Source organism: Vreelandella nanhaiensis, assembly GCF_003990185.1.
Lineage (GTDB): Bacteria > Pseudomonadota > Gammaproteobacteria > Pseudomonadales > Halomonadaceae > Vreelandella > Vreelandella nanhaiensis.
In genome coordinates, this window is the sequence record NZ_RZHF01000014.1 from 1 (window position 1) to 26,278 (window position 26,278).

Annotated in this window: 27 protein-coding genes and 1 pseudogene; 21 read left to right on the forward strand and 7 right to left on the reverse strand. The window is 55.1% G+C overall.

Annotation, left to right across the window (positions count from 1 at the left end):
• Both ELY38_RS08965 and ELY38_RS08970 read left to right on the forward strand, forming a co-directional pair.
• Nucleotides 1-732: electron transfer flavoprotein subunit alpha/FixB family protein (locus ELY38_RS08965; protein ID WP_127060764.1), on the forward strand; the 732-nt coding region annotated here is incomplete at its 5' end.
• A 212-nt stretch (nucleotides 733-944) separates the two neighbouring features.
• Nucleotides 945-1,556, forward strand: coding sequence for a superoxide dismutase (locus tag ELY38_RS08970; protein ID WP_127061495.1), 612 nt, complete (start codon nucleotides 945-947; stop codon nucleotides 1,554-1,556).
• Between the two features lie 427 nt (nucleotides 1,557-1,983).
• Here ELY38_RS08970 and ELY38_RS19670 read toward each other — a convergent pair whose 3' ends face one another.
• The 4 genes and pseudogenes from ELY38_RS19670 to ELY38_RS19590 all read right to left on the reverse strand — a co-directional run bounded on the left by ELY38_RS19670 (nucleotide 1,984) and on the right by ELY38_RS19590 (nucleotide 3,215).
• Nucleotides 1,984-2,121 (reverse strand): autotransporter-associated beta strand repeat-containing protein, encoded by a 138-nt coding sequence (locus ELY38_RS19670; RefSeq protein WP_127061944.1) that lies wholly within the window; start codon nucleotides 2,119-2,121, stop codon nucleotides 1,984-1,986.
• Nucleotides 2,122-2,496: 375 nt separating this feature from the next.
• Nucleotides 2,497-2,778: a pilus assembly FimT family protein gene (locus ELY38_RS08980; RefSeq protein ID WP_127061497.1), complete on the reverse strand. Its 282-nt coding sequence runs from the start codon at nucleotides 2,776-2,778 to the stop codon at nucleotides 2,497-2,499.
• A pseudogene (gene gspG, locus ELY38_RS19675) lies at nucleotides 2,775-3,109 on the reverse strand (type II secretion system major pseudopilin GspG). Before gspG ends, ELY38_RS08980 begins: the two are co-directional and overlap by 4 nt.
• Entirely contained in the window at nucleotides 3,048-3,215 is a 168-nt protein-coding gene (locus tag ELY38_RS19590) for a prepilin-type N-terminal cleavage/methylation domain-containing protein (RefSeq protein WP_340148034.1), read from the reverse strand. Before ELY38_RS19590 ends, gspG begins: the two are co-directional and overlap by 62 nt.
• A gap of 270 nt (nucleotides 3,216-3,485) precedes the next feature.
• Between ELY38_RS19590 and ELY38_RS08990 the strand changes: the two genes are divergently transcribed.
• The 12 genes from ELY38_RS08990 to ELY38_RS09045 all read left to right on the forward strand — a co-directional run bounded on the left by ELY38_RS08990 (nucleotide 3,486) and on the right by ELY38_RS09045 (nucleotide 15,384).
• Nucleotides 3,486-5,675, forward strand: a complete 2,190-nt coding sequence (locus ELY38_RS08990; RefSeq protein ID WP_127061498.1) for a PhoX family protein — start codon at nucleotides 3,486-3,488, stop codon at nucleotides 5,673-5,675.
• Between the two features lie 228 nt (nucleotides 5,676-5,903).
• Entirely contained in the window at nucleotides 5,904-6,125 is a 222-nt protein-coding gene (gene nrdH / locus ELY38_RS08995; RefSeq protein WP_126951568.1) for a glutaredoxin-like protein NrdH, read from the forward strand.
• A 9-nt stretch (nucleotides 6,126-6,134) separates the two neighbouring features.
• A complete protein-coding gene (gene nrdI, locus ELY38_RS09000; RefSeq protein WP_127061500.1) occupies nucleotides 6,135-6,572 on the forward strand; it encodes a class Ib ribonucleoside-diphosphate reductase assembly flavoprotein NrdI in 438 nt (145 codons plus the stop codon).
• Nucleotides 6,554-8,737 carry a class 1b ribonucleoside-diphosphate reductase subunit alpha gene (gene nrdE / locus ELY38_RS09005; RefSeq protein WP_246009106.1) on the forward strand — a complete coding sequence of 728 codons (2,184 nt, stop codon included), beginning with the start codon at nucleotides 6,554-6,556 and terminating at the stop codon, nucleotides 8,735-8,737. The genes nrdI and nrdE overlap by 19 nt, the downstream gene beginning before the upstream one ends.
• Before the next feature lie 87 nt (nucleotides 8,738-8,824).
• Nucleotides 8,825-9,796: a class 1b ribonucleoside-diphosphate reductase subunit beta gene (nrdF, locus tag ELY38_RS09010; protein ID WP_126951570.1), complete on the forward strand. Its 972-nt coding sequence runs from the start codon at nucleotides 8,825-8,827 to the stop codon at nucleotides 9,794-9,796.
• A 37-nt stretch (nucleotides 9,797-9,833) separates the two neighbouring features.
• Nucleotides 9,834-10,244, forward strand: a complete 411-nt coding sequence (locus tag ELY38_RS09015; RefSeq protein WP_127061502.1) for an NUDIX hydrolase — start codon at nucleotides 9,834-9,836, stop codon at nucleotides 10,242-10,244.
• Nucleotides 10,245-10,475: 231 nt separating this feature from the next.
• Entirely contained in the window at nucleotides 10,476-11,261 is a 786-nt protein-coding gene (locus tag ELY38_RS09020; protein ID WP_127061503.1) for a DUF3450 domain-containing protein, read from the forward strand.
• The gene (locus ELY38_RS09025; protein ID WP_127061505.1) at nucleotides 11,258-12,616 is read left to right on the forward strand and encodes a MotA/TolQ/ExbB proton channel family protein; all 1,359 of its coding nucleotides are present in this window, start codon (nucleotides 11,258-11,260) and stop codon (nucleotides 12,614-12,616) included. Before ELY38_RS09020 ends, ELY38_RS09025 begins: the two co-directional genes overlap by 4 nt.
• A gap of 1 nt (nucleotide 12,617) precedes the next feature.
• Nucleotides 12,618-13,160, forward strand: a complete 543-nt coding sequence (locus ELY38_RS09030) for a MotA/TolQ/ExbB proton channel family protein (protein ID WP_127061507.1) — start codon at nucleotides 12,618-12,620, stop codon at nucleotides 13,158-13,160.
• Nucleotides 13,153-13,560, forward strand: coding sequence for an ExbD/TolR family protein (locus ELY38_RS09035; RefSeq protein ID WP_126951575.1), 408 nt, complete (start codon nucleotides 13,153-13,155; stop codon nucleotides 13,558-13,560). Before ELY38_RS09030 ends, ELY38_RS09035 begins: the two co-directional genes overlap by 8 nt.
• A complete protein-coding gene (locus ELY38_RS09040; protein ID WP_127061509.1) occupies nucleotides 13,557-14,312 on the forward strand; it encodes a TonB family protein in 756 nt (251 codons plus the stop codon). Before ELY38_RS09035 ends, ELY38_RS09040 begins: the two co-directional genes overlap by 4 nt.
• Nucleotides 14,313-14,316: 4 nt before the next feature.
• Nucleotides 14,317-15,384 (forward strand): hypothetical protein, encoded by a 1,068-nt coding sequence (locus ELY38_RS09045; RefSeq protein ID WP_127061510.1) that lies wholly within the window; start codon nucleotides 14,317-14,319, stop codon nucleotides 15,382-15,384.
• Nucleotides 15,385-15,417: 33 nt separating this feature from the next.
• On the opposite strand, the gene xthA is transcribed toward ELY38_RS09045, so the two are convergent.
• The gene (gene xthA / locus ELY38_RS09050) at nucleotides 15,418-16,251 is read right to left on the reverse strand and encodes an exodeoxyribonuclease III (RefSeq protein ID WP_127061512.1); all 834 of its coding nucleotides are present in this window, start codon (nucleotides 16,249-16,251) and stop codon (nucleotides 15,418-15,420) included.
• Nucleotides 16,251-16,499 carry a hypothetical protein gene (locus ELY38_RS09055; RefSeq protein ID WP_127061514.1) on the reverse strand — a complete coding sequence of 83 codons (249 nt, stop codon included), beginning with the start codon at nucleotides 16,497-16,499 and terminating at the stop codon, nucleotides 16,251-16,253. The genes xthA and ELY38_RS09055 overlap by 1 nt, the downstream gene beginning before the upstream one ends.
• Nucleotides 16,500-16,644: 145 nt before the next feature.
• Here ELY38_RS09055 and rhlB point away from each other — a divergent pair, with 145 nt between their 5' ends.
• Nucleotides 16,645-17,919, forward strand: coding sequence for an ATP-dependent RNA helicase RhlB (rhlB, locus tag ELY38_RS09060; RefSeq protein ID WP_127061516.1), 1,275 nt, complete (start codon nucleotides 16,645-16,647; stop codon nucleotides 17,917-17,919).
• A gap of 5 nt (nucleotides 17,920-17,924) precedes the next feature.
• A complete protein-coding gene (gene dinG, locus ELY38_RS09065; RefSeq protein ID WP_127061518.1) occupies nucleotides 17,925-20,051 on the forward strand; it encodes an ATP-dependent DNA helicase DinG in 2,127 nt (708 codons plus the stop codon).
• Nucleotides 20,052-20,089: 38 nt separating this feature from the next.
• On the opposite strand, the gene ELY38_RS09070 is transcribed toward dinG, so the two are convergent.
• Nucleotides 20,090-21,166 carry a 3-deoxy-7-phosphoheptulonate synthase gene (locus tag ELY38_RS09070; RefSeq protein WP_127061520.1) on the reverse strand — a complete coding sequence of 359 codons (1,077 nt, stop codon included), beginning with the start codon at nucleotides 21,164-21,166 and terminating at the stop codon, nucleotides 20,090-20,092.
• A gap of 344 nt (nucleotides 21,167-21,510) precedes the next feature.
• On the opposite strand from ELY38_RS09070, the gene rpoE reads away from it, so the two are divergent.
• The 5 genes from rpoE to ELY38_RS09095 all read left to right on the forward strand — a co-directional run bounded on the left by rpoE (nucleotide 21,511) and on the right by ELY38_RS09095 (nucleotide 26,170).
• The gene (rpoE, locus tag ELY38_RS09075; protein ID WP_127061522.1) at nucleotides 21,511-22,110 is read left to right on the forward strand and encodes an RNA polymerase sigma factor RpoE; all 600 of its coding nucleotides are present in this window, start codon (nucleotides 21,511-21,513) and stop codon (nucleotides 22,108-22,110) included.
• 329 nt (nucleotides 22,111-22,439) lie between these two features.
• The gene (locus tag ELY38_RS09080) at nucleotides 22,440-23,171 is read left to right on the forward strand and encodes a sigma-E factor negative regulatory protein (RefSeq protein ID WP_127061524.1); all 732 of its coding nucleotides are present in this window, start codon (nucleotides 22,440-22,442) and stop codon (nucleotides 23,169-23,171) included.
• A gap of 98 nt (nucleotides 23,172-23,269) precedes the next feature.
• Nucleotides 23,270-24,184 carry a MucB/RseB C-terminal domain-containing protein gene (locus tag ELY38_RS09085; protein WP_246009107.1) on the forward strand — a complete coding sequence of 305 codons (915 nt, stop codon included), beginning with the start codon at nucleotides 23,270-23,272 and terminating at the stop codon, nucleotides 24,182-24,184.
• Nucleotides 24,185-24,213: 29 nt separating this feature from the next.
• Nucleotides 24,214-24,693 carry a SoxR reducing system RseC family protein gene (locus ELY38_RS09090; RefSeq protein WP_127061527.1) on the forward strand — a complete coding sequence of 160 codons (480 nt, stop codon included), beginning with the start codon at nucleotides 24,214-24,216 and terminating at the stop codon, nucleotides 24,691-24,693.
• A gap of 64 nt (nucleotides 24,694-24,757) precedes the next feature.
• A complete protein-coding gene (locus ELY38_RS09095) occupies nucleotides 24,758-26,170 on the forward strand; it encodes a DegQ family serine endoprotease (RefSeq protein ID WP_127061529.1) in 1,413 nt (470 codons plus the stop codon).
• The last annotated feature ends 108 nt before the right edge of the window (nucleotides 26,171-26,278 follow it).

Genomic DNA, 26,278 nt, shown 5'->3' on the forward strand with positions numbered 1-26,278 from the left:
GCCCACCAGCTCGCCGAGCCCCTGGGCGCCTTGCTGGTTGAGTTGGCGGGGGATTACACCCATGTGCTGGCCAGCGCCTCCACCACGGGTAAAAACGTGCTGCCGCGGTTGGCGGCGCTGAAAGATGTCAGCCAGCTGTCTGACGTTATCGCGGTGGAAAGCGCGGATACGTTCAAGCGCTCCATCTACGCGGGCAACGCCATCGCCACGGTGAAGAGCGACGACACCCTCAAGGTACTGACGGTCCGTACCACCGCGTTTGATGCGGTCAGCGACACGGGCAGCGCCACGGTGGAAGCCGTGGACGTGGTGGTCGAGAACACCCAGTCGCGCTTTGTAAAACAAGAGCTGGCGCAGTCAGATCGCCCGGAACTGGGCGGTGCCAAGGTGGTGATCTCCGGTGGCCGTGGCATGGGCAACGGCGACAACTTCAAGCTGCTCAACGGCATTGCCGACAAGCTGGGCGCGGCCGTAGGTGCCTCGCGTGCCGCGGTGGACGCAGGTTTTGTGCCCAATGACATGCAGGTTGGCCAGACGGGCAAGATCGTCGCCCCGGATCTGTACATTGCGGTAGGGATCTCCGGTGCCATCCAGCACCTGGCGGGCATGAAGGACTCCAAAGTGATCGTGGCGATCAACAAGGACGACGAAGCGCCGATCTTCCAGGTGGCCGACTACGGCCTGGTCGGCGATCTGTTCGAGATCCTGCCCGAGCTTGAGAGCAAGCTGTAAATCGACTCGCCTGATTGCACTATAAGGCAGTGATTTTAAGTCGGCTCGCTTGTGAGCCGGCTTTTTCGTGCATGTGCATTAGATAAACACGCCGTTGTTAGCTAAAGTACGGGCACAATATGAGAAAAAGCCGCTTAGGCGGTTGAAATAGGTGTCGGCTGGCCGCACCTAATATAGTGAACGCAACAAAAGCCACTCAAGGAGATGATAATATGGCACATACACTTCCCGAGCTGCCGTACGCATATGAGGCTCTCGAGCCGAATATTGATGCGATGACGATGGAAATTCACCATTCACGTCACCATCAGACTTACGTCAATAATCTTAATGCAGCACTTGAAGGCACTGGCCTTGAAGATGTAGCCATTGAAGAGCTGGTTTCCAACCTGGACCGCGTGCCAGAAGCCAAGCGTCAAGCGGTTATCAACAATGGTGGCGGCCATGCCAACCACTCCATGTTCTGGCAGATGATGTCGCCAAACGGCGGTGGTAAGCCCCAGGGTGATGTGGCAAACGCCATTGAAAGCGAGCTGGGTGGCTTTGAAGCCTTCCAAGAAGAGTTCAAGAAAGCCGCTGTTGGCCGTTTTGGCAGCGGTTGGGCGTGGCTAAGCGTCACACCCGAGAAAAAGCTGGTCGTAGAAAATACCCTCAACCAGGATAATCCGCTAATGCACGGCAATACGCCGCTGCTGGGACTAGATGTTTGGGAACACGCTTATTACCTGAAATATCAAAACAAGCGTCCTGATTACATTTCAGCGTTTTTCAACGTTGTAAACTGGGAAGACGTAGAGCGTCGTTACCAGGCAGCTATCGCTTAATAGATAAAGTTGGTGGTGCTTTTCAGGCACCATCATCGCTTGATGAAAGAGTCATTAAGCCAGTTCTCTCTATAAAACAAGCCCGGACTAAAGTCCGGGCTTGTTTTTTCTGCTTTGCCTTACAAAACGGTAGCCACTACGGCACCACCGGTATATTCCAGCTCAACATCAACACTATCTGCGATCACTTGGTCAAAGCTGCCCGATAGGGTGCTGGCATCAATCAAGGTATAATGAGTTCCAGCCTCGGGCTTTTGATCTTCGAAATCAAGATTAGCGTACCGCCATCGATGTAGGCTAGGCGATCAATAACAACGGTTTTAGGACCGCCGCCCAGATCGGTTTTCAGAGTACCTGCTTCAAGAGTAAAGTTACCGTTTATTCTCACGCTCTCTGAATTGGTTGGTGTTATACGCACGGTACCGCTTTAAACATAGATGTCACCGCCACTAAAGGCAGTCTGAGAAGCTGCTGCTAGAGTGCCCAGGGGGGCGCTATAAGCATTATTGCCCGCCAGGGTCAGCTCACCACTCCCGGCTTTGGTAAGACGCCCCTCGCCAGAGATATCGTTATACCACCAGTCTCGGGCATAAAGCCGCCCTTATCCGCCTCCATGGTAATCAGGACATCTCCTTCGAAGGCCGCAAAGCTCTCTGCGGGGGTCACTAAATCCAAACGTCCCCAGCCATTAGTCTTGTCGAGTAGCGGGCAGCTAGATCGAACGCCGTAGTATAAAGCACCGCACGACGTTGATTATCGCTCAGGTAGGGCAGACGAGAGCGCAGCAGGGATTCGGCATCAACAGGAACGACCACCAGCTTACCCGTTTGACTCAGGTCCTAAGGAAGCCCATGAGTCATACGCTCGCGATAGTTTGCACGGTTGGCCTCACGATCACTGAATCAGTTGTTGTTAAATACTTCAATTGTGACGTTACCGTTTACCGAAAGCCCGCGCTCATTTTCGGCGTCTTGGTGGCATAGTCGTAAAGGCCCAACACCAGCCAAGGGAGGGCAGTCTCGCTGTTCGCTGAAGGTGAGCGTTCTAGATCGCCGGCCAACTGCTGGGCGACGCCACACCGCCGGTTATCGCTATCACCACCGTCTAGCCACGCCACGCTTAGCATGCTGCCAAGCCCGATAATAGCTACGACCACCAGTAGCTCCATTAACGAAAAGCCCTGTACCGATCGCTGGCTACCTCGGGAGTAGGGTGAGCTCATAGCATCCAGTTGCCGATATCTGCATCCAGCCCTTCACCGCCGGGTCTCGCGTCGGCGCCTAAGGTATAAATGCAACACTGCCGTGTCCACCGGGGCTGCGGTACTGGTAAGGATTTCCCCATGGGGCTTTGGGAAGACGACGCACATAGCCGTCTTGGCGATAGTTATCTGCCAGTGGCGCCTGAGTGGAGGGCGACGTAAGCGCCGCAAGGCCCTGCTCGGTCGTGGGGTAACGATAGTTATCCAAACGATACATATCCAGCGCCTGCTCAATGGTGGCGATATCGTCGCACCTTCTGTTGCATGGCATCGTCCTGATTACTAAGCACATTGGGGATTACGATAACCACCAGTAGGCCAATAATAAAAATGACCACCATGATTTCGAGTAACGTGAAATCGGATTGACTGCGCGAGGAGTGACGTTGGTTCTGCATGGCGGGCTCTGGGTTGATTACATAGCAATAGCGGTTTCAACCGCATAACAGGAAGCAGAATAGAGAACACGATGGTGAGCACCACGCCGCCCAGAAAGTAACCTTCACATTATCTTCATCTTTGCAGGCTAGCGTTACGTTGTTTTAAAGAAAGGCGTGACAAAAGTTACCTGGATTTCCCTAGCGTAAGCGAAGAAAGCGTCAAGAGGGGCGTACAACAAGAGCATGAACACCGAAGTCTGCCGTGGCTGGCGATAAAAGGAGATACATGTGAGCCAAGAAATTGAAGATCATCGTTTGTTGAATCGTAGTAGTAATGAGCCTTTTTCATCCATTCTGGACCGGCATGTCTCGCGCAGGGGTATTATGCGGGGCGGAATGGGGTTGGCTGCCATGTCGGTGCTGGGCAGCTTCGGTCTGGCTGGCTGTAGCGATGATGTTGTCAAGCCGAACGCTCCAGGCGAGAAGAGCCCTCTGTCGTTGGCGTTTGATTCGATCATGGGGCGGACAGGGGATGGCGCAGACCGTATTTTTGTACCTGAGGGCTATAGCGCTCAGGTCCTGATTCCATGGGGTACGCCGCTGAACAATAGCGTTGGCCAGTGGAATGCCGACCTTGCTGTGACGCCTGAGTTTCAGGCTAACAGTGTAGGTATGCATCACGATGGTATGTATCACTTTCCGCTCAGCGAAGAGAGCGCTTCCCGTGAGTTTTTGATGGCACTCAACAATGAGTACATCGACCAGAGTGCGCTATGGGCACCGCAAGATGGCCCCACTAATCCATCAAGCGGTAACCGTCCGGCTAATGAGGTGCGTACCGAGATTAACGCTCATGGTGTGACCATTGTTAAGCTGAGCAAAAATAGTGAAAACGTCTGGTCGTCGGATACTGCATCCCCTTACAACTTCCGTTATACCTCCGCTACTCCCATCGAACTTTCCGGCCCGGTGCGTGGCAGCGACTATGTCATCACCGCTTATTCACCCAACGGTACCCTTTCCCGGGGTACCAACAACAACTGCGGCAGTGGGTATACGCCGTGGGGAACCTATCTTACCTGTGAAGAGAACTGGCCTAATGTCTTCACCAAAGCCAGCGGACGCACCATTGATGACGATCGCTTGGGCATACCTGACGGGCGCAGTCGTTACGCCTGGGAAACGGCCGCCGGAGCTGTCGACGAGGTAAACAGTGAATTCGCCCGATTTAACGCTACCCCTAGCGCCGCCAGTGCCAGCGGCGACTATCGCAACGAGCCACGAACCTTTGGCTATATTGTCGAGATTGACCCTTACGGCAATACCAGCAGCGTGGGCACCGAAGCTGCTGCGCTAAAACGTTCTTACCTGGGGCGCTTTCGTCATGAGGGTGCCTGGCCCGGCAAGCTGGTTGCTGGCCAGCCGGTGGTATTCTACTCAGGCCACGATTCTCGAAACGAGTACATCTACAAGTTTGTCTCGGACGCCAACTGGGATCCTTCTGACGCCAACCGTCCAGGAGAGAATTACGACCGCTTGGCGATCGGCTCAAAGTACATGGATGAAGGTACCCTCTATGTGGCTCGCTTCGATGCCGACGGTAGCGGTGAATGGCTGCCGCTGACGCCCACGGCCACTGCCCGTAACGGTCAACCGTTATGGCAGGCGCTGGGGCTAGCCAACGCTCAGGATGTCGCTGGAGTGATTATCAATACCTGCGACGCTGCTGACCTAATGGGCTCTACGCCGATGGACCGACCTGAGTGGGGCGCTGTAGATCCCGCCAGTGGTGATGTTTACATGACGCTGACCAACAACAGCGATCGTACCGCTGAAGGCACCGCGGCTACCTATGCCAACGGCGCGGGCAGCGTCGAAGCGCTTGGCGCGGCCTTCGATACTGCACCGGTTAATGGGCCCAACCCGCGGCCAGATAATGGGGCTGGTCAGGTCATCCGCTGGCGCGAGCCGAGCGTTGGTGCCACTACCTTCAACTGGGAGATATTTGTTTTCGGTGCTGCTGAGGGGGATGCGGATAACATATCCGGTCTGACTGAGCTCAACCAGTTCGCAAGCCCGGATGGTCTGTGGTACGACGACCGCGGGGATGGGGAGGGCATTTTGTGGATCGAGACCGATAATGGTTACGACCCTGTCGGCGATTATACAAATGACCAAGTACTAGCGGTAGTGCCAGCGTCGGTTAGCATTGGCCCCGGTGATGTGGCGGTGATTGATCCATCGGATCAGGCGCAATTAAAACGTTTTGCAGTGGGTCCCAACGGCTGTGAAGTAACCGGTATTTTTGCAACCCCGGATAAGACGGCGCTGTTTATCAATATTCAGCATCCAGGCAACTGGCCTGCCGATCCAGGCCAGAACGTACAGGACGCCACTATTAACACCAATGGTACGGTGCGGCCTCGTGCCGCTACGGTGGTAATTCAGAAATTGGACGGGGGCAAAATCGCGGTTTGACCCGCGTTTTAGCCGCTACCATCCGCCTCCTGAACAGGAGGCGGTTTTGTTATTTCCACGGATAGAGTTGGGCACTAACTGTAAATAACCTGTGGATGAAAAAATACCACATATGCTTGAATTGATTTTCTCATGGGCTATATATAGTATGCGTGGTGTCTTCAGAGGGGGTAGGGTACTAGATATCCACTACCTCAAAAATGCTGCTATGAAAAGGGGAAAATAGCCATGGAAATTCAAATTTATAGTAAGCCCGCTTGTGTTCAGTGCACCGCTACCTACCGTGCCTTGGATAAGCAAGGTTTAGAGTATACCGTTATCGATATCACCGCCGAATCGGGTGCCCAGCAAGAAGTAGAAGCCTTGGGCTACCGTCAGCTTCCCGTCGTGGTAGCAGGCGACGATCACTGGTCAGGTTTTCGTCCAGATCGCATTCAAGCACTGGCATAAGACATATTTATGTTGGTGGACGCCGCCGCTGAAACATTAACCGCTGGCAGCATTATCTATTTTTCCACCAAATCAGGTAACACTCATCGTTTTGTACAAAAGCTTGGTCTGACTGCCCAACGCCTTCCGCTTGGGCGCGACGAACCGATGCTGCAAGCCACTACACCCTATATATTGATTACGCCCACTTATGGGGGCGGTGAAGCAAAGGGCGCAGTGCCAGCACAGGTCATTCGGTTTTTGAACGATGAGCACAATAGACGCCTTATTCGTGGCGTCATTGCTGCTGGTAACACCAATTTTGGTGATGCGTATGGCCTCGCTGGTCGCGTCATTTCAGAAAAGTGTCGTGTGCCACTGCTATATCGATTTGAATTATTTGGCACCGACGATGACGTGGCCAAGGTCCGCAAAGGAGTAGAAGAGTTTTGGAAACGACAAATCTAGTCACGAAAAACTTGGCTGAAGCAAAACGACCTGCTTCGGGGGCGACCGAGACGCGCACGCTGGACTACCATGCACTGAACGCCATGCTTAACCTGTACGGTGCCAATGGTGAGCTACAGCTGGACAAAGACCGCGAAGCGGCGCGCCAATACTTCCTGCAGCACGTCAACCAGAACACGGTTTTCTTCCACTCGCTGGAAGAGAAACTCGACTATCTGGTTGAAGAGAGCTACTACGAAGCAAAAGTGCTGGATCAGTACAGCTTTGCCTTTGTGAAGGCGCTGTTTGAACAGGCCTACGCTTACAAGTTTCGCTTTCCAAGCTTTCTGGGCGCTTTCAAGTACTACACCAGCTATACGCTGAAAACATTTGACGGCAAACGCTACCTGGAACGCTACGAAGACCGTGTGTGCATGGTAGCGCTGACTCTGGCGCGTGGTGACGAAGCGCTTGCCAAGTCGCTTGTTGATGAAATCATTAGCGGCCGGTTCCAGCCTGCAACACCAACCTTTCTTAACTGCGGTAAGCAGCAGCGTGGTGAGTTGGTTTCATGCTTCTTGCTACGTATTGAAGACAACATGGAATCGATTGGTCGCTCGATCAACTCGGCACTCCAGCTCTCCAAGCGCGGCGGCGGAGTTGCCTTCCTGTTGACCAATATTCGCGAGTCAGGCGCGCCTATCAAGCGTATCGAGAATCAGTCATCGGGCATTATCCCGATCATGAAGCTGCTGGAAGACGCTTTCTCCTACGCCAACCAGCTGGGTGCTCGTCAGGGCGCAGGTGCGGTTTATCTCAATGCCCACCACCCGGATATCCTGAGCTTCCTAGATACCAAGCGCGAAAACGCGGACGAGAAAATCCGGATCAAGACGCTTTCGCTGGGTGTAACCATTCCGGATATCACGTTTGAGCTTGCCAAGCGTAACGACGATATGTACCTGTTCTCGCCCTACGACGTCGAGCGTGTGTATGGCGTGCCGTTTGGCGATATCAGCGTGACGGAGAAGTATCACGAAATGGTCGCGGATGCGCGCATTCGCAAGCAGAAGATCAACGCGCGTGCCTTCTTCCAAACGCTTGCTGAGCTGCAGTTTGAATCGGGCTACCCGTACATCATGTTTGAAGATACGGTCAACCGGGCGAACCCGATTGCCGGACGTATCAACATGAGCAACCTCTGCTCGGAAATTCTGCAGGTCAATACGCCGACAGAATACAACGATGATCTTGGCTACCGTGAGATGGGACAGGATATTTCCTGCAACCTGGGCTCAATGAATATCGCCAAGGTAATGGATGCGGGCAATATCGGTACCAGCGTCGAGATCGCCATTCGTGGCCTGACCGCGGTTTCCGAGATGAGTAACCTGAGCAGCGTGCCCTCTATTGCTGAAGGTAACGCCAAGTCGCGGGCCATTGGCCTGGGGCAGATGAACCTGCACGGTTACCTGGCACGTGAGCATATCTACTACGGCTCTGAGGAAGGGTTGGACTTCACCAACCTCTACTTCTACTGTGTCGCGTTTCATGCGCTTCGTGCCTCCAATCGCCTAGCGATTGAGAACAACAACACCTTTGCGGGCTTTGAAGACTCCAAGTACGCAACGGGTGAGTTTTTCGACAAGTATCTTGAACAAGAGTGGCTGCCGCGTACCGAGAAAGTACGTGGACTGTTTGAGCGTAGCGGTATTGAACTGCCTACCCAGCAGGATTGGCAGGAACTCAAGGCGTCGGTAATGGCACACGGTCTTTACAACCGTAACCTGCAGGCAGTGCCGCCTACAGGATCTATTTCCTACATTAACCACTCGACGTCGAGCATCCACCCGGTAGCGGCCAGGATCGAGATTCGTAAAGAGGGCAAACTGGGGCGTGTCTACTACCCGGCGCCATTTTTGAACGAAGAGAATTTTGACTACTTCCAGGATGCCTACGAAATTGGCCCTGAGAAAATTATTGATACCTACGCCGAGGCGTCCAAGCACGTTGACCAGGGCCTGTCATTAACCCTGTTCTTCCCGGATACCGCTACCACGCGTGATATCAATAAGGCGCAAATTTACGCCTGGCGCAAAGGCATTAAAACGCTCTACTACATTCGCTTGCGCCAAAGCGCATTGGAAGGTACGGAAATTGAAGGCTGTGTTTCTTGCACGCTCTGATCCTCGTGCCTGAAAAGACTGCCAACAGCTAATATCCCGTATTTTATGCGCCGTAGATAATACGGCGCTTTTGATGAGAATTATGTCATGACCACCACGCAACGCTTATCGCGGGTTAATGCGATTAACTGGAACCGCCTTCAGGATGACAAGGATCTTGAAGTGTGGAACCGCCTGACCAGCAATTTCTGGCTGCCGGAGAAAGTGCCGCTGTCCAACGATATTCAATCGTGGAATACGCTGACTCAACAGGAAAAACAGTTGACCATTCGCGTATTTACAGGGTTGACGCTGCTGGACACCATTCAGAGTAGTGTTGGCGCGCCGGTGCTGATGGAAGATGCCCGCACTCCTCATGAAGAAGCGGTATATACCAATATCGCATTTATGGAATCGGTGCATGCGCGTTCGTACAGCTCGATTTTCTCAACGCTGTGCGCCACGCGCGATGTGGACGATGCGTTTCGCTGGAGTGAAGAAAACCCCACGCTCCAGGCCAAGTCAGAGCTGATTCTGGAGCGCTACCGCTCTGATGATCCGCTGATGCGTAAAGTGGCCAGCGTTTTCCTGGAATCATTCCTGTTCTACTCTGGCTTTTATCTGCCCATGTACTGGTCAAGCCATGCCAAGCTGACCAATACCGCTGACCTTATTCGTCTGATCATTCGCGATGAGGCGGTGCACGGCTACTACATTGGTTATAAATTCCAGCAGGCCCTAGCGGAAGCCACGCCTGAGCGCCAGCAAGAAGTCAAAGATTATGCGTATGAGCTGCTACTTGAGCTCTACGATAACGAAGTACGCTACACTGAGTCCCTGTATGACGAAGTGGGCCTATCTGAAGATGTGAAGAAATTCCTTCACTACAATGCCAACAAGGCGCTGATGAACCTAGGCTATGAGCCATTGTTTCCAAGCAGTGTTACTGACGTTGATCCGACGATTATGGCGGCGCTATCACCGAGTGCAAATGAAAACCATGACTTCTTCTCCGGCTCTGGCTCCTCGTATGTTATTGGTAAAGCTATTGCCACAGAAGACGATGACTGGGCGTTTTGATAGCGTTAGTCAGTAAGTGTCAGGCAAGGGAGGGAGCATGTCAGATATGACGCCGAACACAGCCAGCGTACTGAAAATTGTAGCGGCCGTTGTGAGTGACCCCGACGGTCGCCTGCTTTTGGTACGTAAACAGAATACGGCTTTCTTTATGCAGCCGGGCGGTAAGATCGATCCGGGTGAAACGGCGTTGACGGCACTGTGTCGTGAGCTTCAAGAAGAGCTGGGTTTGCATATCACTGAGGGCCGGCTGCTTCCTTTGGGCGTACACATGGCGCCGGCGGCGAATGAGCCCGGCGTGACTATTGAAGCACAGCTTTATGGGCTGGTGATTGATGAGCCAGTGGAAGCTGCAGCTGAAATAGCGGAAGCCAGATGGGTAAGCCGTGAGCAGGCGTGGGAGCTTCCTCTGGCTCCGCTAACCAAAGATTATGTAATGCTGAAAATTTAAAGGCACTAAACATCAGTCGTTAACTCAGCATTATAACCAGGGCGCCAGTCGGCGCCCTTTTTTATGCCTAAAAGAAAGCTAAAAGCGCCTTGATGTGAATGATAAATATTGTCATTTATTATGATGGTGGTAGGCTAGGCACGCAGGATTTAAACGCAAATCGTTCTTATACTTAATTAGTTTCTAGCGCGGTCATGTTGAAAGCCCGCTAGGCAGTAACGGAGAGTCGACGTGCTGAACAGGCCTTTCTTTATCTTGCGTGGGGGCTGCCTAGCCTGCGTGCTAGTCAGCGGTACGCTAATGGCAAGTGATGAAACAGCGGGTCAGGCGGCCCAGAGTGTAGAAGCCCAGCGAACCCAAGCGGCCCTGCAGCAGCAAATTGACGCAGCCGATGAAGAAACCCGGGAAGCACTGGAAGAGCTGCGCCGTTTGGAGCGCGAGACTCGCCAGATGAACGCAGGCAACGCGGCCCTGAGTGTGCGTCTGGCAGAAGAGGCCGAACGTCAGCAGCGCTTGAGCACGGCGCTCGACACGCTAGAAGAAACGCGCGCTGCATTGCCGATAATCGAGCAGGACATGACTACCCAGCTAACTCGCTGGATTGAACAGGACCTACCGTTTTTACGCGATGAGCGTCTGGCGCGGGTAGCGCGCGCTGATGAGCAGGCCGGTGCTGGCAGCGTCGAGCGGATCAATAATTTGCTGGAAACGTGGCGAGTTGAGCTTGATTACGGTCGTGACATCGACCATTGGCGTGGCCGCCTGCAGGGCGCTGAAGGTAGTGCCCGTGAAGTTGACTACCTGCGCGTTGGGCGCATCGGTTTTTATTACCTGACGCCAGATGAAAGGGAAGGGGGTGTCTGGGACGCGGACAGTAATGAATGGCAGCTGCTGGATGAAAGAGCGCGGCGTGAAGTGCGTAACGGCCTGCGTATTGCCGCTGACCAGCGCACACCAGATTTGCTGCAGTTGCCGCTTTCGATTACCGCGCCTGATCAACAGGGAGGTCAGCCATGAGCCTGAATCGTTTACAGCGTCTGGGTGGCGCTTGCCTGTTGATAGGTATCATCGCGACAAATTCATCAGCCTTTGCTCAAAATGATAGCGTGTCATCGCTACGTGAAGCGCGCCAGGCAGCTGAAGCACGAGATCAGCAGCGCCTGGAAAGTTTTCTGGACGACCAGCAGGCGCTATCGGCAGCCCTTGAAGAAGCCCGTGCAGCCCATCAAGCTGCCGAGGAGCAGCGCGAGGCGCTACAAGCACAGCAGGAAGCCCAGGCCGAACAGGCAAGCGAGCTGGCTGAGCGCCAGGGTGAGCAGGGCGAGGCCCTTACCGAGCTCTTGGCCAACCTTGCAAGGCACAGCACCGAAGTACGCAACGCGCTGGGTGAAAATAGCTGGTTAACTCTGCATGAAGACGCGCTGCCGCCACGCTTGGATAACGCAGAAGTGCTGGAAAGAACCCAGCTGGAAGAGGTGGTGGATAGCTTGGCGGCATTGACGGCTCAAACGGGGCAGGCCGAACGGCTAACGCTACCCGTGGCGGACATCAGCGGCAATATCGAACCGCGCGAGGTAATTCGTCTGGGTGACTTTGTCGCCTTTACCGAGTCGGCGCTGCTACGTCAGGGAGAAGGCAGCGATCAGCTGGCCGAGATACCGCGTACGCCCGCTGATATTCAAGGTGTCCTGCATGACTACCATCAGGGCGAAAGCCGCGAATTTATTATCGACCCTACCCAGGGGCGTGTTTTAGAAGCACTTTCCCAGCGGCCCAGCCTTTGGGAGCGCTTCCAGCAGGGTGGCTATGTCGGCTACGTCATTGTGGCGCTGGGGGTATTGGGTCTGCTGGTGGCGCTGGTTCAGTATGCCTATCTCGTGTTGGTAAGCATGCGCGTGCGTCGCCAGCGCCAGTCGTTGGATCACTTGCACACACATAACCCGCTCGGGCGTGTATTGCTGCGCTTCAAGGAAATGGACAAGCATCAAACGCCAGAAGCGCTGGAGGCCCGCCTTGATGAAGCGGTGCTGGCTGAATTGCCGCGTATCGAACGGGGACAGCCCATCGTGAAGCTGCTGGCTGCGATTGCGCCGCTGCTTGGCCTGCTGGGTACGGTAACGGGCATGATTGTTACTTTCCAGGCAATTACCGTCTTCGGGACCGGTGACCCGCAATTAATGGCTGGCGGTATTAGCCAGGCATTGGTCACCACCGTGCTGGGGCTTATTACGGCAGTGCCGCTGCTGTTTGCCCAGACGCTTCTGACCAGCCGCAGTCGTCACTTAAGCCAGGTAATTGAGGGTGAGGCAAGCGCTACGCTCGCAGACCACCTTGAGGCTCAATCCACTGCGCATGCCGCATCGGTGAACTGACATGCCCACTCTACCTCTTTGGCTAGAGCCGGTTGAGCGGCTGGTTGACGCAGGTGGTCCGGTGCTGGTCGTGCTTGCATTTGTTGCTGTGCTGGTATTTGGCATGGCAATAGAGCGTTGGTGGTACTACCGCATTACCTGGCGGTCCGCCCGTCGGCAGCTGATTCATCGCTGGACAAATCGCCGCGACCACCGCAGCTGGAGTGCACGCACGCTGCGCCATGTATGGACAGAAGCACTGGTCGCAAGGCTGCGTCGTCCACTGCCCTGGTTAAAATTGCTGGTGGCACTCTGCCCGCTACTGGGCCTGCTGGGGACCGTCACCGGCATGATAACCGTATTCGATAGTCTTTCGATGAGTGAAACACATCAGGCGCGTGCCATGGCCGATGGCGTGGCACGCGCGACACTGCCCACGTTAACCGGCATGGCGATTGCAGTGGTGGGGCTATTGTTTATTAGTCGTTTGGAGCACGTGATTCGTCGCGAAGATCAACGCTTGCACGATCGCCTGGCGCGTGCCTTGGAGGAGAATGATGCGTAGACGCCGTTCGATGGATGCGACTGCCGAGAACAATGAGGTCAACCTGACACCCATGCTGGATGTGGTGTTCATTATGCTGATCTTCTTTATTGTCACGACCAGCTTTATCAAGGAAAGCGGGATTGAGATCGAGCGTCCGGAGTCGAGTGCAGCAAGCCCGCGTCCAGAGGCTCAGGTGCTGGTAGCTATTACTCCGGAAGGCGCTGTATGGGTCGATGGCAAGCCTGTCGATGTGCATCAGGTCGGTCAGGAAGTGGCAGGCATGTTAACTGAGCAGGGCTCGGCCGTTATCCAGGCAGATCGCAACTCCACGACAGGGCTTTTGATTGAGGTCATGGACCGTCTGCAGGAGGCCGGTGTAGAGCAGGTAGCCGTGGCGGCGAGCCGGAGTGCCCCATGATACGTCATGCCGTGTCGTTGCTGGTCGGAAGCACGCTGGCGATTGGCCTGTTCTGGCTGTTGGCGTTGCTTGTCGCGCCGCCCGAAAGGGAGCCTGAAGCACTGGAGAGGCCTATGGCACTGAACATGATCGAGGCACCCGAAGTCGCCCCTGAGCAGGAAACGGTCACGCCGCCGGCTGCGCAGGCGGTGCCACAGCAGACACCGCCCCCGATGCCTGCGCCAGAGCCGCCACCGGTCACGGATAGCGCGATTAGCCTGCCCGATGTTGAGCTGCCGGACACACCTGTCGAGCCGGTCGAGATGGATAGCGAGCTGCCTGAGCTAACCGAAATAACCCCAGAGCCGCAGCCCGAACTAACACCGCAGCCAGAGCCGGCACCGGCGCCTTCGCCACAACCAGCACCTGAGCAGACACCAACTGAGGCTCCGGCTGAACGTCAGGCCGCACCGGTTGCCGAGGCGCCGCCTTCAAATGAGGAGCCGGTAAGCGTAGGGCAGGTGGCACCCGCTAACCGGGTTAACCCCACCTATCCATCTCGTGCTCAGCGCCGGGGCATGGAGGGGTTTGTGGAGGTGGAGTTTATTATTCGCCGTGATGGCAGTGTCGATCGTTCGTCCATTCGGGTCATCAACGCCCAGCCACGGCGCGTGTTCGAAGATGCCGCGCAGCAGGCCATCGCGCAATGGCAGTTTGCCAGCAGCCAGCAGGTACGGCGCGCCACACAACGCATCGAGTTCCAGTTGAGGTAGCGGTATGCAGCGTTTAGGAGGAATTTTATTGTTCAGCCTGTGGGCCTCAGTCTCAGTGGCTCAGGCCAACGCGCCGCTGCCCGGGGATATTATTCGTGATTTGACAGCGTTGCAGGAGCAGTTGGCGGAAGGTTCGTACAATACCGTCGCCGAGCGCGGCGCCGCCCAGGCTGAGCGTCTGGCAGATGGCAATGCTTCTGACCGCTGGGCAAGCGCGCTTTATCACCAGCTGGCGGCAGGCGCGCTGGCGCGAATGGAGCAGCCGGAAAAGGCTGCTGATCATCTGGCTCAGGCGCGCCAAACCCGTGGCGTTGGCGCCGAGCAGGCCGCAAGGTGGCTGCGCGAAGAGGCTGCGCTACGTCGCGCGGCAGGCCAGAATGAGCAAGCCATCAGGTTGTTAAATGAATGGCTTGATAGCGAGCAAGACACCAATGTGCTATGGCAGTTAGTCCGTCTGATGGCGCAAGAAGCGCAGTGGGAGGCAGCCGCCGAGCGTCTGGAGCAGGCGATCGCACAAACCGAAAATCTGAATGACGATCAGCAGGCTCTGGCGCTTGCCATACTGCGCCATTCGGGGCAAAACGAACAGACGTTGAGTTGGCTGATAGAAGGCCTGAACTCTGACAGTGATGTCGAGGCTTGGCGACAGGCAGCGGGGCTTGCACAGCAGGCGGGGCAAGCGGGTATGGCGGCAGGCTTGTGGGACATGGCCTGGCAGCTGGGCAAACTTGAAGAGCCTGAGGATTTTTGGCTATTGATTGAGCTGCATCGTGCTGGAGGCACGCCCGCAAGAGCCGCCGAGCGTCTGGAGCAGGCCTTGGAGCGTGGCGATATTGAGCGCGATGAGGAAGTGTTAAGGCTGTTGGCTACCTCCTGGCAGCAGGCCCGGCATATCGAAAACGCCCTGAGCGCCTGGCAGGCATTGGCGACGCAATCGCAAAAAGCGGCAGACTGGCGGCAATATGGCCAGCTGGCCTACGCCTGGGGAGATGAAGCACAGGCCGAGCAAGCGCTTACCCAGGCAGCCCGGTTGGGAGATAAAGAGGCCAGCCAGTGGCTGGCCAATTTCTAGTAGATTCAAGCAGGCCAGTAAGTACTAATAGGGTTATGCAGGCGCCTTTAAGGTCAGCTCAAAATCGCTCCACACAGGCGCGTGATCGGAAGGGCGTTCCATACCGCGTAGGTCATAATCAATACCAGCAGCCTTTACGCACTGGGCAAGTGGCTGCGTCACCAGAATATAGTCAATGCGCAGGCCACGTTTGGGCTCACGGTCAAAGCCCTTGGAGCGGTAATCAAACCAGCTAAACCACTCACTGTTATCGGGGTGGCAGAGGCGATAACTATCGGTCAATCCCCAGGCTTTAATACCGGCAAGCCATTCACGCTCAATCGGCTGGAAGCTTGTTTTACCTTCGCGCAGCCAGCGCTTTCGGCTTGGCTCGCCGATGCCGATATCCTGGTCTTCAGGTGAAATGTTAAAATCACCCATTACTGCCAGGCGCTCGTCAGGGCGGTGCTGTTCGTCAAGTAGTCGCTTCAGCTGGCGATAGAACTGCGCCTTGTGCGGGAATTTGGTCGGGTGCCCAACATTTTCACCCTGGGGGAAATAGCCGTTCCAGATGGTGACCGGCTCGCCGTCATCGGCCAGCAGACGTACCCCGATCATGCGCCGCTGGGCGTCTTCGTCATCGTCAGAGAAGCCGTAAAAAACTTCCTGAGGTTCCTGGCGGCACATCAGTGCCACGCCGTAATGACCTTTCTGACCATGGTAATACACGTGGTAACCCATAGTCTGTACTTCGGCCAGAGGGAACTCACTGTCCTGCACTTTGGTTTCCTGCAGGCCAATAACATCGGGCTGCTGGGTATCAATCAAGGCCTGTAGCTGGTGAAGCCGAGCGCGAATGCCATTGATGTTGAATGAAACCAGACGCATTACGAGTGATCCTCTGGTTTTTGATCAGCCTCTTTGCCGGTATGAATAGTGATGTTCTGACCACTTTGTTGACGAGCCAGCTTTTTAACCGCCTGCAATTTACGCTGCTGCTGCTTTTTCGCTACAAAGCGGCGTGACGGCGCTACCTGATCGGGGTTATCGTGGCGCCACTTTTTGTAATCCTTGCGTCGCCCCGTGCGGATCGTCACCTTGTCGGCCAGCGAACGTGTCTTTTTCTTACGCGTCATGTCGCGCTCCTTACGTCGATTTAAGCCACATTCTAACAGGCTCTGGCATCGCTTCGACAGCAGGACGCGCTCTTAACGCCAACCCCTGATACAATACGCACTTCGTGATGCCTAATATTCACAGCAATGGACAGATACATAGCCTATGAGCGAGTCGGAACAGACCATAGCATCGGCCCAGAATCGCAAGCCGAAACGCCGCCGTCGGAAACCGCGTCGTCGTCAGTCGAACTGGGATCTTCGTCAGTTTCAGGTGCCAGCCGTGGCCGGCAAATGGCGCTTTCATGACTTTGATCTGCCGCTACCGCTGATGCGCGCCATTCATGCCCAAGGGTTTGAATACTGCACGCCTATTCAGGCTGAAGCGCTACGCCAGACCCTGCTGGGTGGCGATATCGTCGGTAAGGCACAAACGGGTACTGGTAAAACCGCCGCCTTTTTGATCTCGGTATTGGCCTACTTCATAGAAGAACCTGCACCTGACGGTCAAAAGCCGGGGGCGCCGCGCGCGCTGATTATTGCGCCTACCCGCGAGCTCGCCTTACAGATCGAAAAAGACGCCAAGGCGCTTGCTCGCTTCACGCAGCTGAATGTGGCAAGCGTTGTCGGTGGAATGGACTATCAGAAGCAGCGCGAAAGCCTGGGTAAGAAGATCGATATTTTGGTGGCAACGCCAGGGCGCCTTTTGGACTTTCATCAAAAGCGCGATATCGACCTTTCCGAAGTGGAAGTGCTGGTGCTCGATGAAGCCGACCGCATGTTGTCGATGGGCTTCATTCCTGATGTGAAGCGCATCATTCGCTACACGCCGAAGAAAGAAGAGCGCCAAACTTTCCTGTTCTCGGCTACCTTTACTGACGATATCCTCAGCCTGGCTAGCCAATGGACGCTGAACCCGGCGCATGTTGAGATCGAAGTAACGGTTGAAAACCAAGCCGATATCGACCAGCGCGTCTACCTTGTTTCCGATGACGACAAGCCGCGTTTACTGGTCAATCTGTTAGAGCAGGAAAGCTTTGAGCGCGTAATGGTGTTTGGAAACCGTCGTGACTTGGTGCGCAAGCTCGATGAGTTGCTCAAGAAAGCCGGTATCAGTGCCGCGATGCTCTCTGGTGACGTGCCACAGAACCAGCGTATCACTACGCTTGAGCGTTTCCGTGAAGGCGAGATCCAGGTGCTGGTGGCAACCGATGTGGCCGGACGTGGAATTCACATTGAAGATGTCAGTCACGTAATCAACTACACGCTGCCGGAAGACCCGGAAGATTACGTTCATCGTATCGGTCGTACCGGCCGAGCAGGCGCGAAAGGTGTTTCAATCAGCTTTGTGGGCGAAGAAGATGCGTTCTCACTGCCGGAAATTGAGCGCTATATCAACGACAAGCTGCCCTGCGAACACCCGCCTGAAGGCATGCTGTAAAGCGCATGCTGGATAATGCCCTGAAAAGCGATATACAGGACGCCTACCGTCGCGTGGTGGAGAAGCTTGAGCTGACGCCGCGTTACGGGCAGCGCCTGATGATTGCCGAAATCGCCCGCACGCTTGGCGATATCGAGAGCGATAGCGAAGGCAAGCGCACAAGCGATAGCCATGTGTGCGTGCTTGAGGCGGGGACGGGTACGGGGAAGACGTTAGCCTACTTGATTGCCGCGCTGCCGATCGCCAAGGCGCGCGGCAAACGGCTGGTCATCTCGACGGCGACGGTCGCACTACAGGAGCAGGTGCTTAATCAGGATCTACCGGCCCTGGCCAGCCATAGCGGTATTGCCTTTCGTTATGCCCTGGCCAAAGGGCGCGGGCGCTACGTGTGCGTGGCCAAGCTGGATCAGGTACTGGAAGGTGCTGAACCCAACCCGACGTTTTCGCTATTTGAGCAGTCGTTGCACACTCAAAGCAGTGATTTCAATGTGCTGGCCACCGACATGGCTGAAGCCTATGGGCAGGGCGAGTGGCAGGGCGATCGCGATAACTGGCCTGTTGCGATTGATGATGCCCATTGGCGACGGCTGACCGTGGACCATCGCCAGTGCACTGGCAGGCGCTGCGGCCACTTTGGTGCCTGCGCCTTTTTCCGCTCGCGCCGCGAGCTTGAAAATGCCGACATTATCGTCGCCAACCACGATCTGGTGCTGGCGGATCTGGCCTTGGGCGGTGGAGCCATCCTGCCTGATCCGGCAGATTGCATTTTCGTATTTGATGAAGGTCATCACCTGCCTGACAAGGCGCTTTCGCACTTTGCCCATCGGTTTGCCGTACACGGTTGCTTGCGCTGGCTTAAAACTCTCAAAAGCAGTTTGACGGACCTGCATCAGGCACTGGCCGTACAGCCTACGATTGCGCGGCTGCTGGCCAGCCTGCCTGAGGTGATCCAGACCTTGGAGCCGGTGCTGGGTGATGTGTTTAGCGTGGGGCATCAGATAGCAGGGCGCCCAAACGGTCTGGCTGATGAAGAGAGTACGCTGCAGTCGCGCTTTGAAAAAGGTCAGGTGCCTGATGCGCTGTGTGAGCAGGCCCAGCAATTGTTGGTCATGTTTGCCACGCTTTCCCGCTGTCTGGAGAGCATCAGCGAGATTCTGCGTGAAAGCCTCGACCCTGATAAGCAGACCGGGCTTGATCGCGAGCAGGCTGAGACATGGCTACCGCTTGTCGCGCTATTGCACGGCCGGGCGCTTGAAGCTCACGCGCTATGGCAGGCGTTTAGTGAGCAGGATGCGGCTAATAACCCGCCCAGCGCTCGCTGGTTAACCCTGAGCCGAGTGGGCGGCGAGCCTGAAATCGAGTTCTCGGCAAGCCCGGTATCGGCGGCGCACACCCTAGCCAAGCACTTATGGGGACGCTGCTATGGCGCGGTGGTGACTTCGGCCACGTTAACTGCGTTGGGCCGCTTCGAGCGGATTCAAGAGCGCGCGGGGCTTGCTAATCGCTACCGCTACCAGGCGCTGCCCAGCCCGTTTGATTATGCTAATGCGGTGCTGCGCGTGCCCAAAGAGGCTACCGACCCCAGTGACCGCGATGCCCATGAAAATGCGATAGCGCAGTTTGTGACCCAGTTGTCCGATAAAGAGGCCGCGCTGGTGCTTTTCTCGTCGCGCGCACAATTGCGTGCCGTGGAAAAAAGTCTGCCTGCCGCCATCAAGGAGCGCGTGCTCGCTCAGGATGCGCTACCCAAGCGTGAGCTGATCGAGCGACATCGTGCAGCGGTAGATAAAGGTAAGGGCAGTATCATTTTCGGGTTGGCAAGCTTTGCCGAGGGCATTGATCTCCCCGGCGACTATTTAACCCACGTGGTGATTACCCGGCTGCCGTTCGCGGTGCCTGATGACCCGGTGGGTGCCACGCTTGCTGAATGGATCGAAAGCCAGGGAGGCAACCCCTTCATGCGTATCAGCGTGCCCGATGCCTCCATCAAACTGGTGCAGGCTTGTGGGCGGTTGATTCGCAAGGAGAGTGACCGGGGGACCATTACGCTGCTCGATAGGCGCGTGATTACCCGGCGCTACGGCCAGGCACTGCTGGATGCGCTGCCGCCATTTCGAAGAGAAATTCAGTAAGCTTACCCCCATGGCAGAGCTGCCATGGGGGCTTTCCATTAGTTGGCGATACGCTTGGCCAGTACGGGCGCTAGCTTATCGTTCATGCGATGAAAGGCTTCTACCGTGGTATCCCAATCGATGCACGCATCGGTAATCGAAACGCCGTACTGCAGCTGGCTAAGGTCGGCCGGTACTTTCTGGCTGCCCCAGCCAATATTGGATTCAACCATCAGACCGATAATGGACGTATTGCCTTCCAGAATCTGGTTGGTCACATTTTCCAGTACCAGCGGCTGTAACGCAGGATCTTTGTTGGAGTTGGCATGTGAACAGTCGATCATGATGTTGGCGGAGAGGTTGGCTTTCTTGAGCTCTTTCTCGGCCAGCGTAACGCTTACGCTGTCATAGTTGGGCTTGCCGTTGCCGCCGCGCAGCACCACATGGCCATAGGCGTTGCCACGGGTGCGAATGATCGCCACCTGGCCTGCTTGGTTAATGCCCAGGAAATTGTGTGGGTTGGCGACGGATTGGAGAGCGTTGATCGCCACGTCCAGGCTGCCGTCGGTGCCGTTTTTGAAACCAACGGGCGATGAGAGGCCCGAGGCCATCTCGCGGTGAGTCTGGGACTCGGTAGTACGCGCTCCAATGGCTGACCAGCTGATGCAGTCCTGGATGTACTGCGGTGAGATGGGATCGAGAGCTTCTGTGGCCAGCGGCAGGCCAAGCTCAGCCAGATCAACCAGCAGCTTGCGGGCGATATGCAGGCCTTCCTCAATCTCAAAAGAGTCGTTAAGGTGCGGGTCGTTGATAAGTCCTTTCCAGCCAACGGTTGTGCGCGGCTTTTCAAAGTAAACACGCATCACGATATACAGGCTGTCGCTAACCTGGTCGGCCAGGGTGCGTAGGCGACGAGCATAGTCCAGGGCGGCTTCTACATCGTGGATGGAGCAGGGGCCCACCACGACTAGCAGGCGCGGATCCTTGCCATCCAGAATGTTCTGGATAGTGCTACGCCCTTCGATGACTGTGCGCTCGGCGTCGTCGGTCAGAGGGACCGCCTGTTTGAGAGCCTCGGGGGTGGTAAGTACATCCTGAGCCAGGACGTTAAGATTATGGACCTGCTGTTCTGACATCTTGCTACCTATGCTTGCGCGATGAGCGAAAATTGGCACCTACTATGGCGTGACCCGGCACTAAAAATCAATTATTGAGGAACTTGGAGGCGTTAAATAGTGTCAGCCCCTGGGTTTTGCAAGTACGCTTTATCAAGTGCAGGCTAAGCGCTTGATGCGTCACACAGAACGCGTAACACTTAGTGTTCTGAACTTTTTTAACGGGGCGGCGTGTTCGTAGCCCCAGTCATCAATGTCATTAATTATGCCCAAGGGACGCTATGCTGCTTGCTGTTAAGGCCCGCTTAAAAGGGCTAATAGGAATTGAGCTCAACGCCAGTCGATTGAGCTGGAGGAGCGTGTGAATGGGCACTCGTGAAACGGACCAACAGCTTGTCGAACGTGCCCAGAAAGGCGATACACGCGCTTTTGACCTGCTGGTAAAAAAATACCAGCATAAAATTATCGGTTTGATTGGCCGCTACGTGCATGACCACTCTGAGGTACAGGACGTGGCGCAGGAAGCGTTTATTAAAGCCTATCGTGCATTGGGTAAATTCCGTGCGGAAAGCGCTTTTTATACCTGGATGTATCGTATTGCCATCAACACAGCAAAAAATCATCTGGTATCTCGGGGCCGTCGGCCGCCGGGTAGTGATCTGGATATTGTTGATGCTGAAATTGTCGATCAAAGCGGTCGATTGGCCGATGCAGAGTCACCGGAAGCTGCTATCGCCCGCGACCAGCTTGAAGCCGCCGTGTTTGAAGCGATTGAAAGGCTGCCGGACGACCTGCGGACAGCGATTACGCTGCGCGAACTCGACGGGCTCGCTTATGAAGATATTGCTCAAGTCATGCAGTGTCCTGTGGGTACGGTGCGTTCACGAATCTTCCGTGCACGTGAAGCCGTGGATGAACATATCCGGCCTCTGGTTACCACCGCGCGGAACAGTCGTGATGAATAATGGTCGATAGCTTGAGCCAAGGATTGTTCTGTAGCAGCACCTAAGACTGGTCATAAATCATTACCTTTTTGCATTTTTTGTGAACTGTCTGGGAAGTAAAGCGTCATACAGCTTGGATGTTTCCGGTGAGTGGAAACAAGTTGTCAGCCGTGACGCAATGTACAACGCCATAGGATGTACAGCGCTTATTAAAGAGTAATTTGCTCAAGTATTGACGCTGCACAAGGTGCGTTGTCATCAGGTCTTAGCCTGTGAAGTATTACAGTGGTCACTGCTTATATGCTGTACTGCGGTAGGACTTCATTTAACACAGTGTGAGGGTGTGAAGTATGAGTCAAAACACACGGGAATCGCTTTCAGCATTAATGGATGGCGAAAGCGATGAGCTGGAATTACGCCGAGTGTTGAAGGCACTACCAAATGACGCTGATGCGGCAGATAGGTGGCGACGTTATCACTTGGCGCGCAGCATGATGCAGCGTGAACAGAGTGTCGATGTTAGCGTCGATCTGTCTGCTGGTATCATGGCACGCTTGCAAAATGAGCCTGCGCCAATCTCCTTTGAGAGCCAGGAGAACGCTACACCACGTACCAATCATATTTCCTTTGCACGGGGGGCTGGAGTTGCAGCAGCGGTATCACTGATGGTGATAACCGGCGTGCAGTTCTTTGGCAGCAGCGGTTCAACCTCGCAGCCGGGCAGTGATCTGGCCGCGACGACGCAGGGTAGTGCTTCGTCAGGTCAGGTGCAGCCGGTAAGTCTTGGGGCTCAGCCAGCTTCTCTGGCATCTTCCGGTATGCCCATGTTTGAGCCGACCCCTTTCCGTCTCAATGGGCAGGCGCAGAACGGGCTAATGAACGTCAGCGAGCCAGGTTTCTCCTCGGTGACCATCCCGCAAAGTGCTACCATGCAACAGAACAATACTATTGACGTTGACCAAATAAGGCTTCTTCAATCGTATCTTGAGCAGCACTCCCAAGCGGCTGCTTACGGTAATGGGGACAGCTGGATGCCCTTGATGCGCTCGTCTTCAGTCACTGAACCGTTGGGCCAGCGCTAAGCGCGATTGTCCAGAATTATAAAACGGTATCGCTGAGTGAAGGAATGAACAGCATGATGGTGACTTGGCGAAACAGGCTAATCGCATGTGCCGCAGTAATGAGCGTTAGCCTGCTGCCTTTAAGCGTATATGCACAAAGCGCTACCTATAACATGTGTCAGGAAGGCGCTTCTGTCGAGGCGCCTCAAAGTCCACAGCAATGGTTAGAGCTTAGTTTGCAGGCCAGCCACTGCTATACCTTTCAAGCCAGGGCAGTAGTTATCAATTCTGTTGATGTACGCACGCTGGCGCTTTCCCACCGCATTCAAGAAGGCGTTCGCCAACAGGTAGTACAACAGTTGGATGGCCCTTCGGTCAGCGTTGAACGCCGCTCTAGAGTAGGTCAGTTGGCATGGGGGGCAACAGATGAGAGCGGTATCTTTCCTTCAATGAAAGGTTGGGCTGAGCATGCTTCCCGGGTTTATGGTATTGCTTTGGAAGAGGGTGCGCGCGTCGCCGGGCGCGATGCAATCAAGCTGCGTTTTGAGCCCAAGGATCAGCAGCGGTATACCCACGAGTGGTGGCTGGATAATACGACAGGGCTCTTACTCAAACATGTGTTAAGTGATCCTGTAGGCCGTATTCTGGAAACGTTTCAGGTTACTCAGATAAATGAGCCTGAGCGCTATACAGGCGAAATTACGGTAGATGCCATACCCAGCGGCCCTGATCCCGAATGGCATGCTACTTGGTTACCTGAAGGGTTTATGCCCCAGCCAGTTGCCTCCCCGGATGGCAAGTCCCGTCAGCGTCTGTACAGCGATGGCTTGGCAACCATCAGTATATTTGCTGAGCCTCAAGGCAGCGCGCTGGTGCCTGAGCAGGGGCTGAAGAGTGGCGTTCATCAAATTGGCGTTTCATCCATCGCCGTTGAAGAGCATGTTGAAAACGATCAGCGCTGGCAACTGGTCGGCATTGGCGAGCTTCCGCCCTCAATGTTGCAGCGTATTATTCACTCGGTTGAGTTTGAATAAACGTCGCCAGTATCCAAAGATACCTGATAATGACTCAATCAACTCAAGACAATACCACGGATGCGCGTCCTCGCTGTGATGCCATTCAGCGTGTGGGTTATGTGGTGGGCTATACCGCTGATGGATTGCTGGTTGATGTATCCGTCAAAGAGGCTTGTCAGCAGTGCGCCCAAGGCCGCGGTTGCGGTATGGGTGTGCTGGCTCGAAAATCTCGGCAGCGTGTTGAAGTCAGTACTTCTTATAATTCTTCCCAATGTCGTGAGCGATACCCGCTGGGTTCTAGCGTCGCCTTGGCGCTGGAGCGCTCGGAAATAACCCTGCTGGCACTTCTTGTCTACGCTTTTCCGCTGCTGTTGGCGCTTCTGTTATCCGGTGGTGTGACGATGTTGAGCGTCGCCCCCTGGCTTGCGCCGGTCAGCTTTTTTGCAGTGCTGTTATTCGGTTTGATAGGCTTGAGACTTTTGCTTAGAGGGCGAACGGAACGCTTTCGCCCTCGATTGGTCAGTTAATTGCCCTGCAGCTTGCATGAGTTGCATTTCTTCGTTTGATGTCTGCTTTACTAGGAGCTCTAGCATGAAGCGCTTGGTTCTTCCTTCCACACTCTGGCTATGTTTAACGGCGCTATTACTCGTCGGGCACACAGCCCATGCTTATAATTTGCCAGATTTTACTGAGCTGGTTGAAGAGGCGGCCCCGGGGGTTGTCAATATCTCTACCAGTCGTACCATTCAGCGCAGCAGCGCACCTTCCATGGGCGGGTTTGGTGGCCAGGAGATTCCGGAAATCTTTCGGCACTTCTTTGGTGACAGTTTCCCCACGCCGCCTGGACGAGGGCCAGGGCGTAGTGAGGAGCGCCAGTCGCTGGGTTCCGGTTTCGTGATCAGTGATGACGGCTACATCATGACAAACGCGCATGTGGTGCAAGACGCCGATGAAATTTTGGTGCGTTTGAACGACCGGCGGGAGCTGCCTGCAGAACTGATTGGCAGCGATGCCCAAACAGATGTTGCTCTGTTAAAGATTGATGCTACTGACCTACCTGTTTTGAATCTGGGTAACTCCGATAACTTGAAAGTGGGCGAGTGGGTCGCCGCGATTGGTTCTCCGTTTGGTTTCGACCATTCAGTCACCGCTGGCATCGTGAGTGCGATTAACCGGACGCTGCCGCGTGATGCTTACGTTCCGTTTATTCAAACAGATGTCGCGATTAACCCCGGTAACTCGGGTGGTCCGCTTTTTAACCTGAATGGCGAAGTGGTCGGAATTAACTCGCAAATCTTTACCCGCAGTGGCGGCTTTATGGGGCTTTCGTTTGCGATTCCGATTAATGTGGCCATGGACGTTGCCGACCAGCTGCGCGAAGAGGGGCATGTTAATCGTGGCTGGCTTGGCGTGATGATTCAGCCGGTATCTCGTGATCTGGCCGAATCGTTTGGAATGGACAACGCTGGTGGGGCACTGATCGCTGACCTTGATCCTGAAGGCCCGGCAGCTCAAGGGGGGCTTCGCGCTGGTGACGTGATTATTAAAGTTAATGGCGACGAAGTTGATCGTTCAAGCACACTGCCGCGCCTGATTGGCCGTGTGGCGCCAGGTAGCGATGTCGAGCTTACCCTGATGCGCGATGGCGAACAGGTAACTGAAACAGTTGAACTTGGCCACTGGCCGGACTCAGAGACTGCAAAGCAGGGCGAAGGCGGCAATAAACAGGTGCGTCTGGGCATTTCAGTCGCTGAGTTAGATGACGCTACCCGTGAGCGCTTGAATATCGACGGTGGTGTTGTAGTGCGTCAAGTCGAGCCCGATAGCGTGGCAGCGAAGGCCGGTTTGCTGGCAGGTGATGTGTTGGTGAGTATTGACCATCGCGGCGTCTCCTCGGCGGATGAGCTTTTGAGCATCGTGGAAGGCTTGCCCAGCGACCGTGCTATTCCACTGCGAATTTACCGCGGCGGTCGCTCACTTTTTATTGCTCTGCGCCTCGAATAATCCTCTCTGTGCCTATCCAGTCCGGCGGTTCTCGCCGGACTGCTGTTTCTATCCCGCGCCTATACAATATCCGTTATCTTTTTAATGAAAATAGCCAGGGCGGCCACG

Coding starts and splice junctions, on each gene's coding strand:
- ELY38_RS08970 (WP_127061495.1), top strand. CDS start 945: ATGGCACATACACTTCCCGAGCTGCCGTACGCATATGAGGCTCTCGAG.
- ELY38_RS08980 (WP_127061497.1), bottom strand. CDS start 2,778: ATGAGCTCACCCTACTCCCGAGGTAGCCAGCGATCGGTACAGGGCTTT.
- ELY38_RS19590 (WP_340148034.1), bottom strand. CDS start 3,215: ATGCAGAACCAACGTCACTCCTCGCGCAGTCAATCCGATTTCACGTTA.
- nrdH (WP_126951568.1), top strand. CDS start 5,904: ATGGAAATTCAAATTTATAGTAAGCCCGCTTGTGTTCAGTGCACCGCT.
- nrdI (WP_127061500.1), top strand. CDS start 6,135: ATGTTGGTGGACGCCGCCGCTGAAACATTAACCGCTGGCAGCATTATC.
- nrdF (WP_126951570.1), top strand. CDS start 8,825: ATGACCACCACGCAACGCTTATCGCGGGTTAATGCGATTAACTGGAAC.
- ELY38_RS09015 (WP_127061502.1), top strand. CDS start 9,834: ATGTCAGATATGACGCCGAACACAGCCAGCGTACTGAAAATTGTAGCG.
- ELY38_RS09025 (WP_127061505.1), top strand. CDS start 11,258: ATGAGCCTGAATCGTTTACAGCGTCTGGGTGGCGCTTGCCTGTTGATA.
- ELY38_RS09030 (WP_127061507.1), top strand. CDS start 12,618: ATGCCCACTCTACCTCTTTGGCTAGAGCCGGTTGAGCGGCTGGTTGAC.
- ELY38_RS09035 (WP_126951575.1), top strand. CDS start 13,153: ATGCGTAGACGCCGTTCGATGGATGCGACTGCCGAGAACAATGAGGTC.
- ELY38_RS09040 (WP_127061509.1), top strand. CDS start 13,557: ATGATACGTCATGCCGTGTCGTTGCTGGTCGGAAGCACGCTGGCGATT.
- ELY38_RS09045 (WP_127061510.1), top strand. CDS start 14,317: ATGCAGCGTTTAGGAGGAATTTTATTGTTCAGCCTGTGGGCCTCAGTC.
- xthA (WP_127061512.1), bottom strand. CDS start 16,251: ATGCGTCTGGTTTCATTCAACATCAATGGCATTCGCGCTCGGCTTCAC.
- ELY38_RS09055 (WP_127061514.1), bottom strand. CDS start 16,499: ATGACGCGTAAGAAAAAGACACGTTCGCTGGCCGACAAGGTGACGATC.
- rhlB (WP_127061516.1), top strand. CDS start 16,645: ATGAGCGAGTCGGAACAGACCATAGCATCGGCCCAGAATCGCAAGCCG.
- dinG (WP_127061518.1), top strand. CDS start 17,925: ATGCTGGATAATGCCCTGAAAAGCGATATACAGGACGCCTACCGTCGC.
- ELY38_RS09070 (WP_127061520.1), bottom strand. CDS start 21,166: ATGTCAGAACAGCAGGTCCATAATCTTAACGTCCTGGCTCAGGATGTA.
- rpoE (WP_127061522.1), top strand. CDS start 21,511: ATGGGCACTCGTGAAACGGACCAACAGCTTGTCGAACGTGCCCAGAAA.
- ELY38_RS09080 (WP_127061524.1), top strand. CDS start 22,440: ATGAGTCAAAACACACGGGAATCGCTTTCAGCATTAATGGATGGCGAA.
- ELY38_RS09085 (WP_246009107.1), top strand. CDS start 23,270: ATGAGCGTTAGCCTGCTGCCTTTAAGCGTATATGCACAAAGCGCTACC.
- ELY38_RS09090 (WP_127061527.1), top strand. CDS start 24,214: ATGACTCAATCAACTCAAGACAATACCACGGATGCGCGTCCTCGCTGT.
- ELY38_RS09095 (WP_127061529.1), top strand. CDS start 24,758: ATGAAGCGCTTGGTTCTTCCTTCCACACTCTGGCTATGTTTAACGGCG.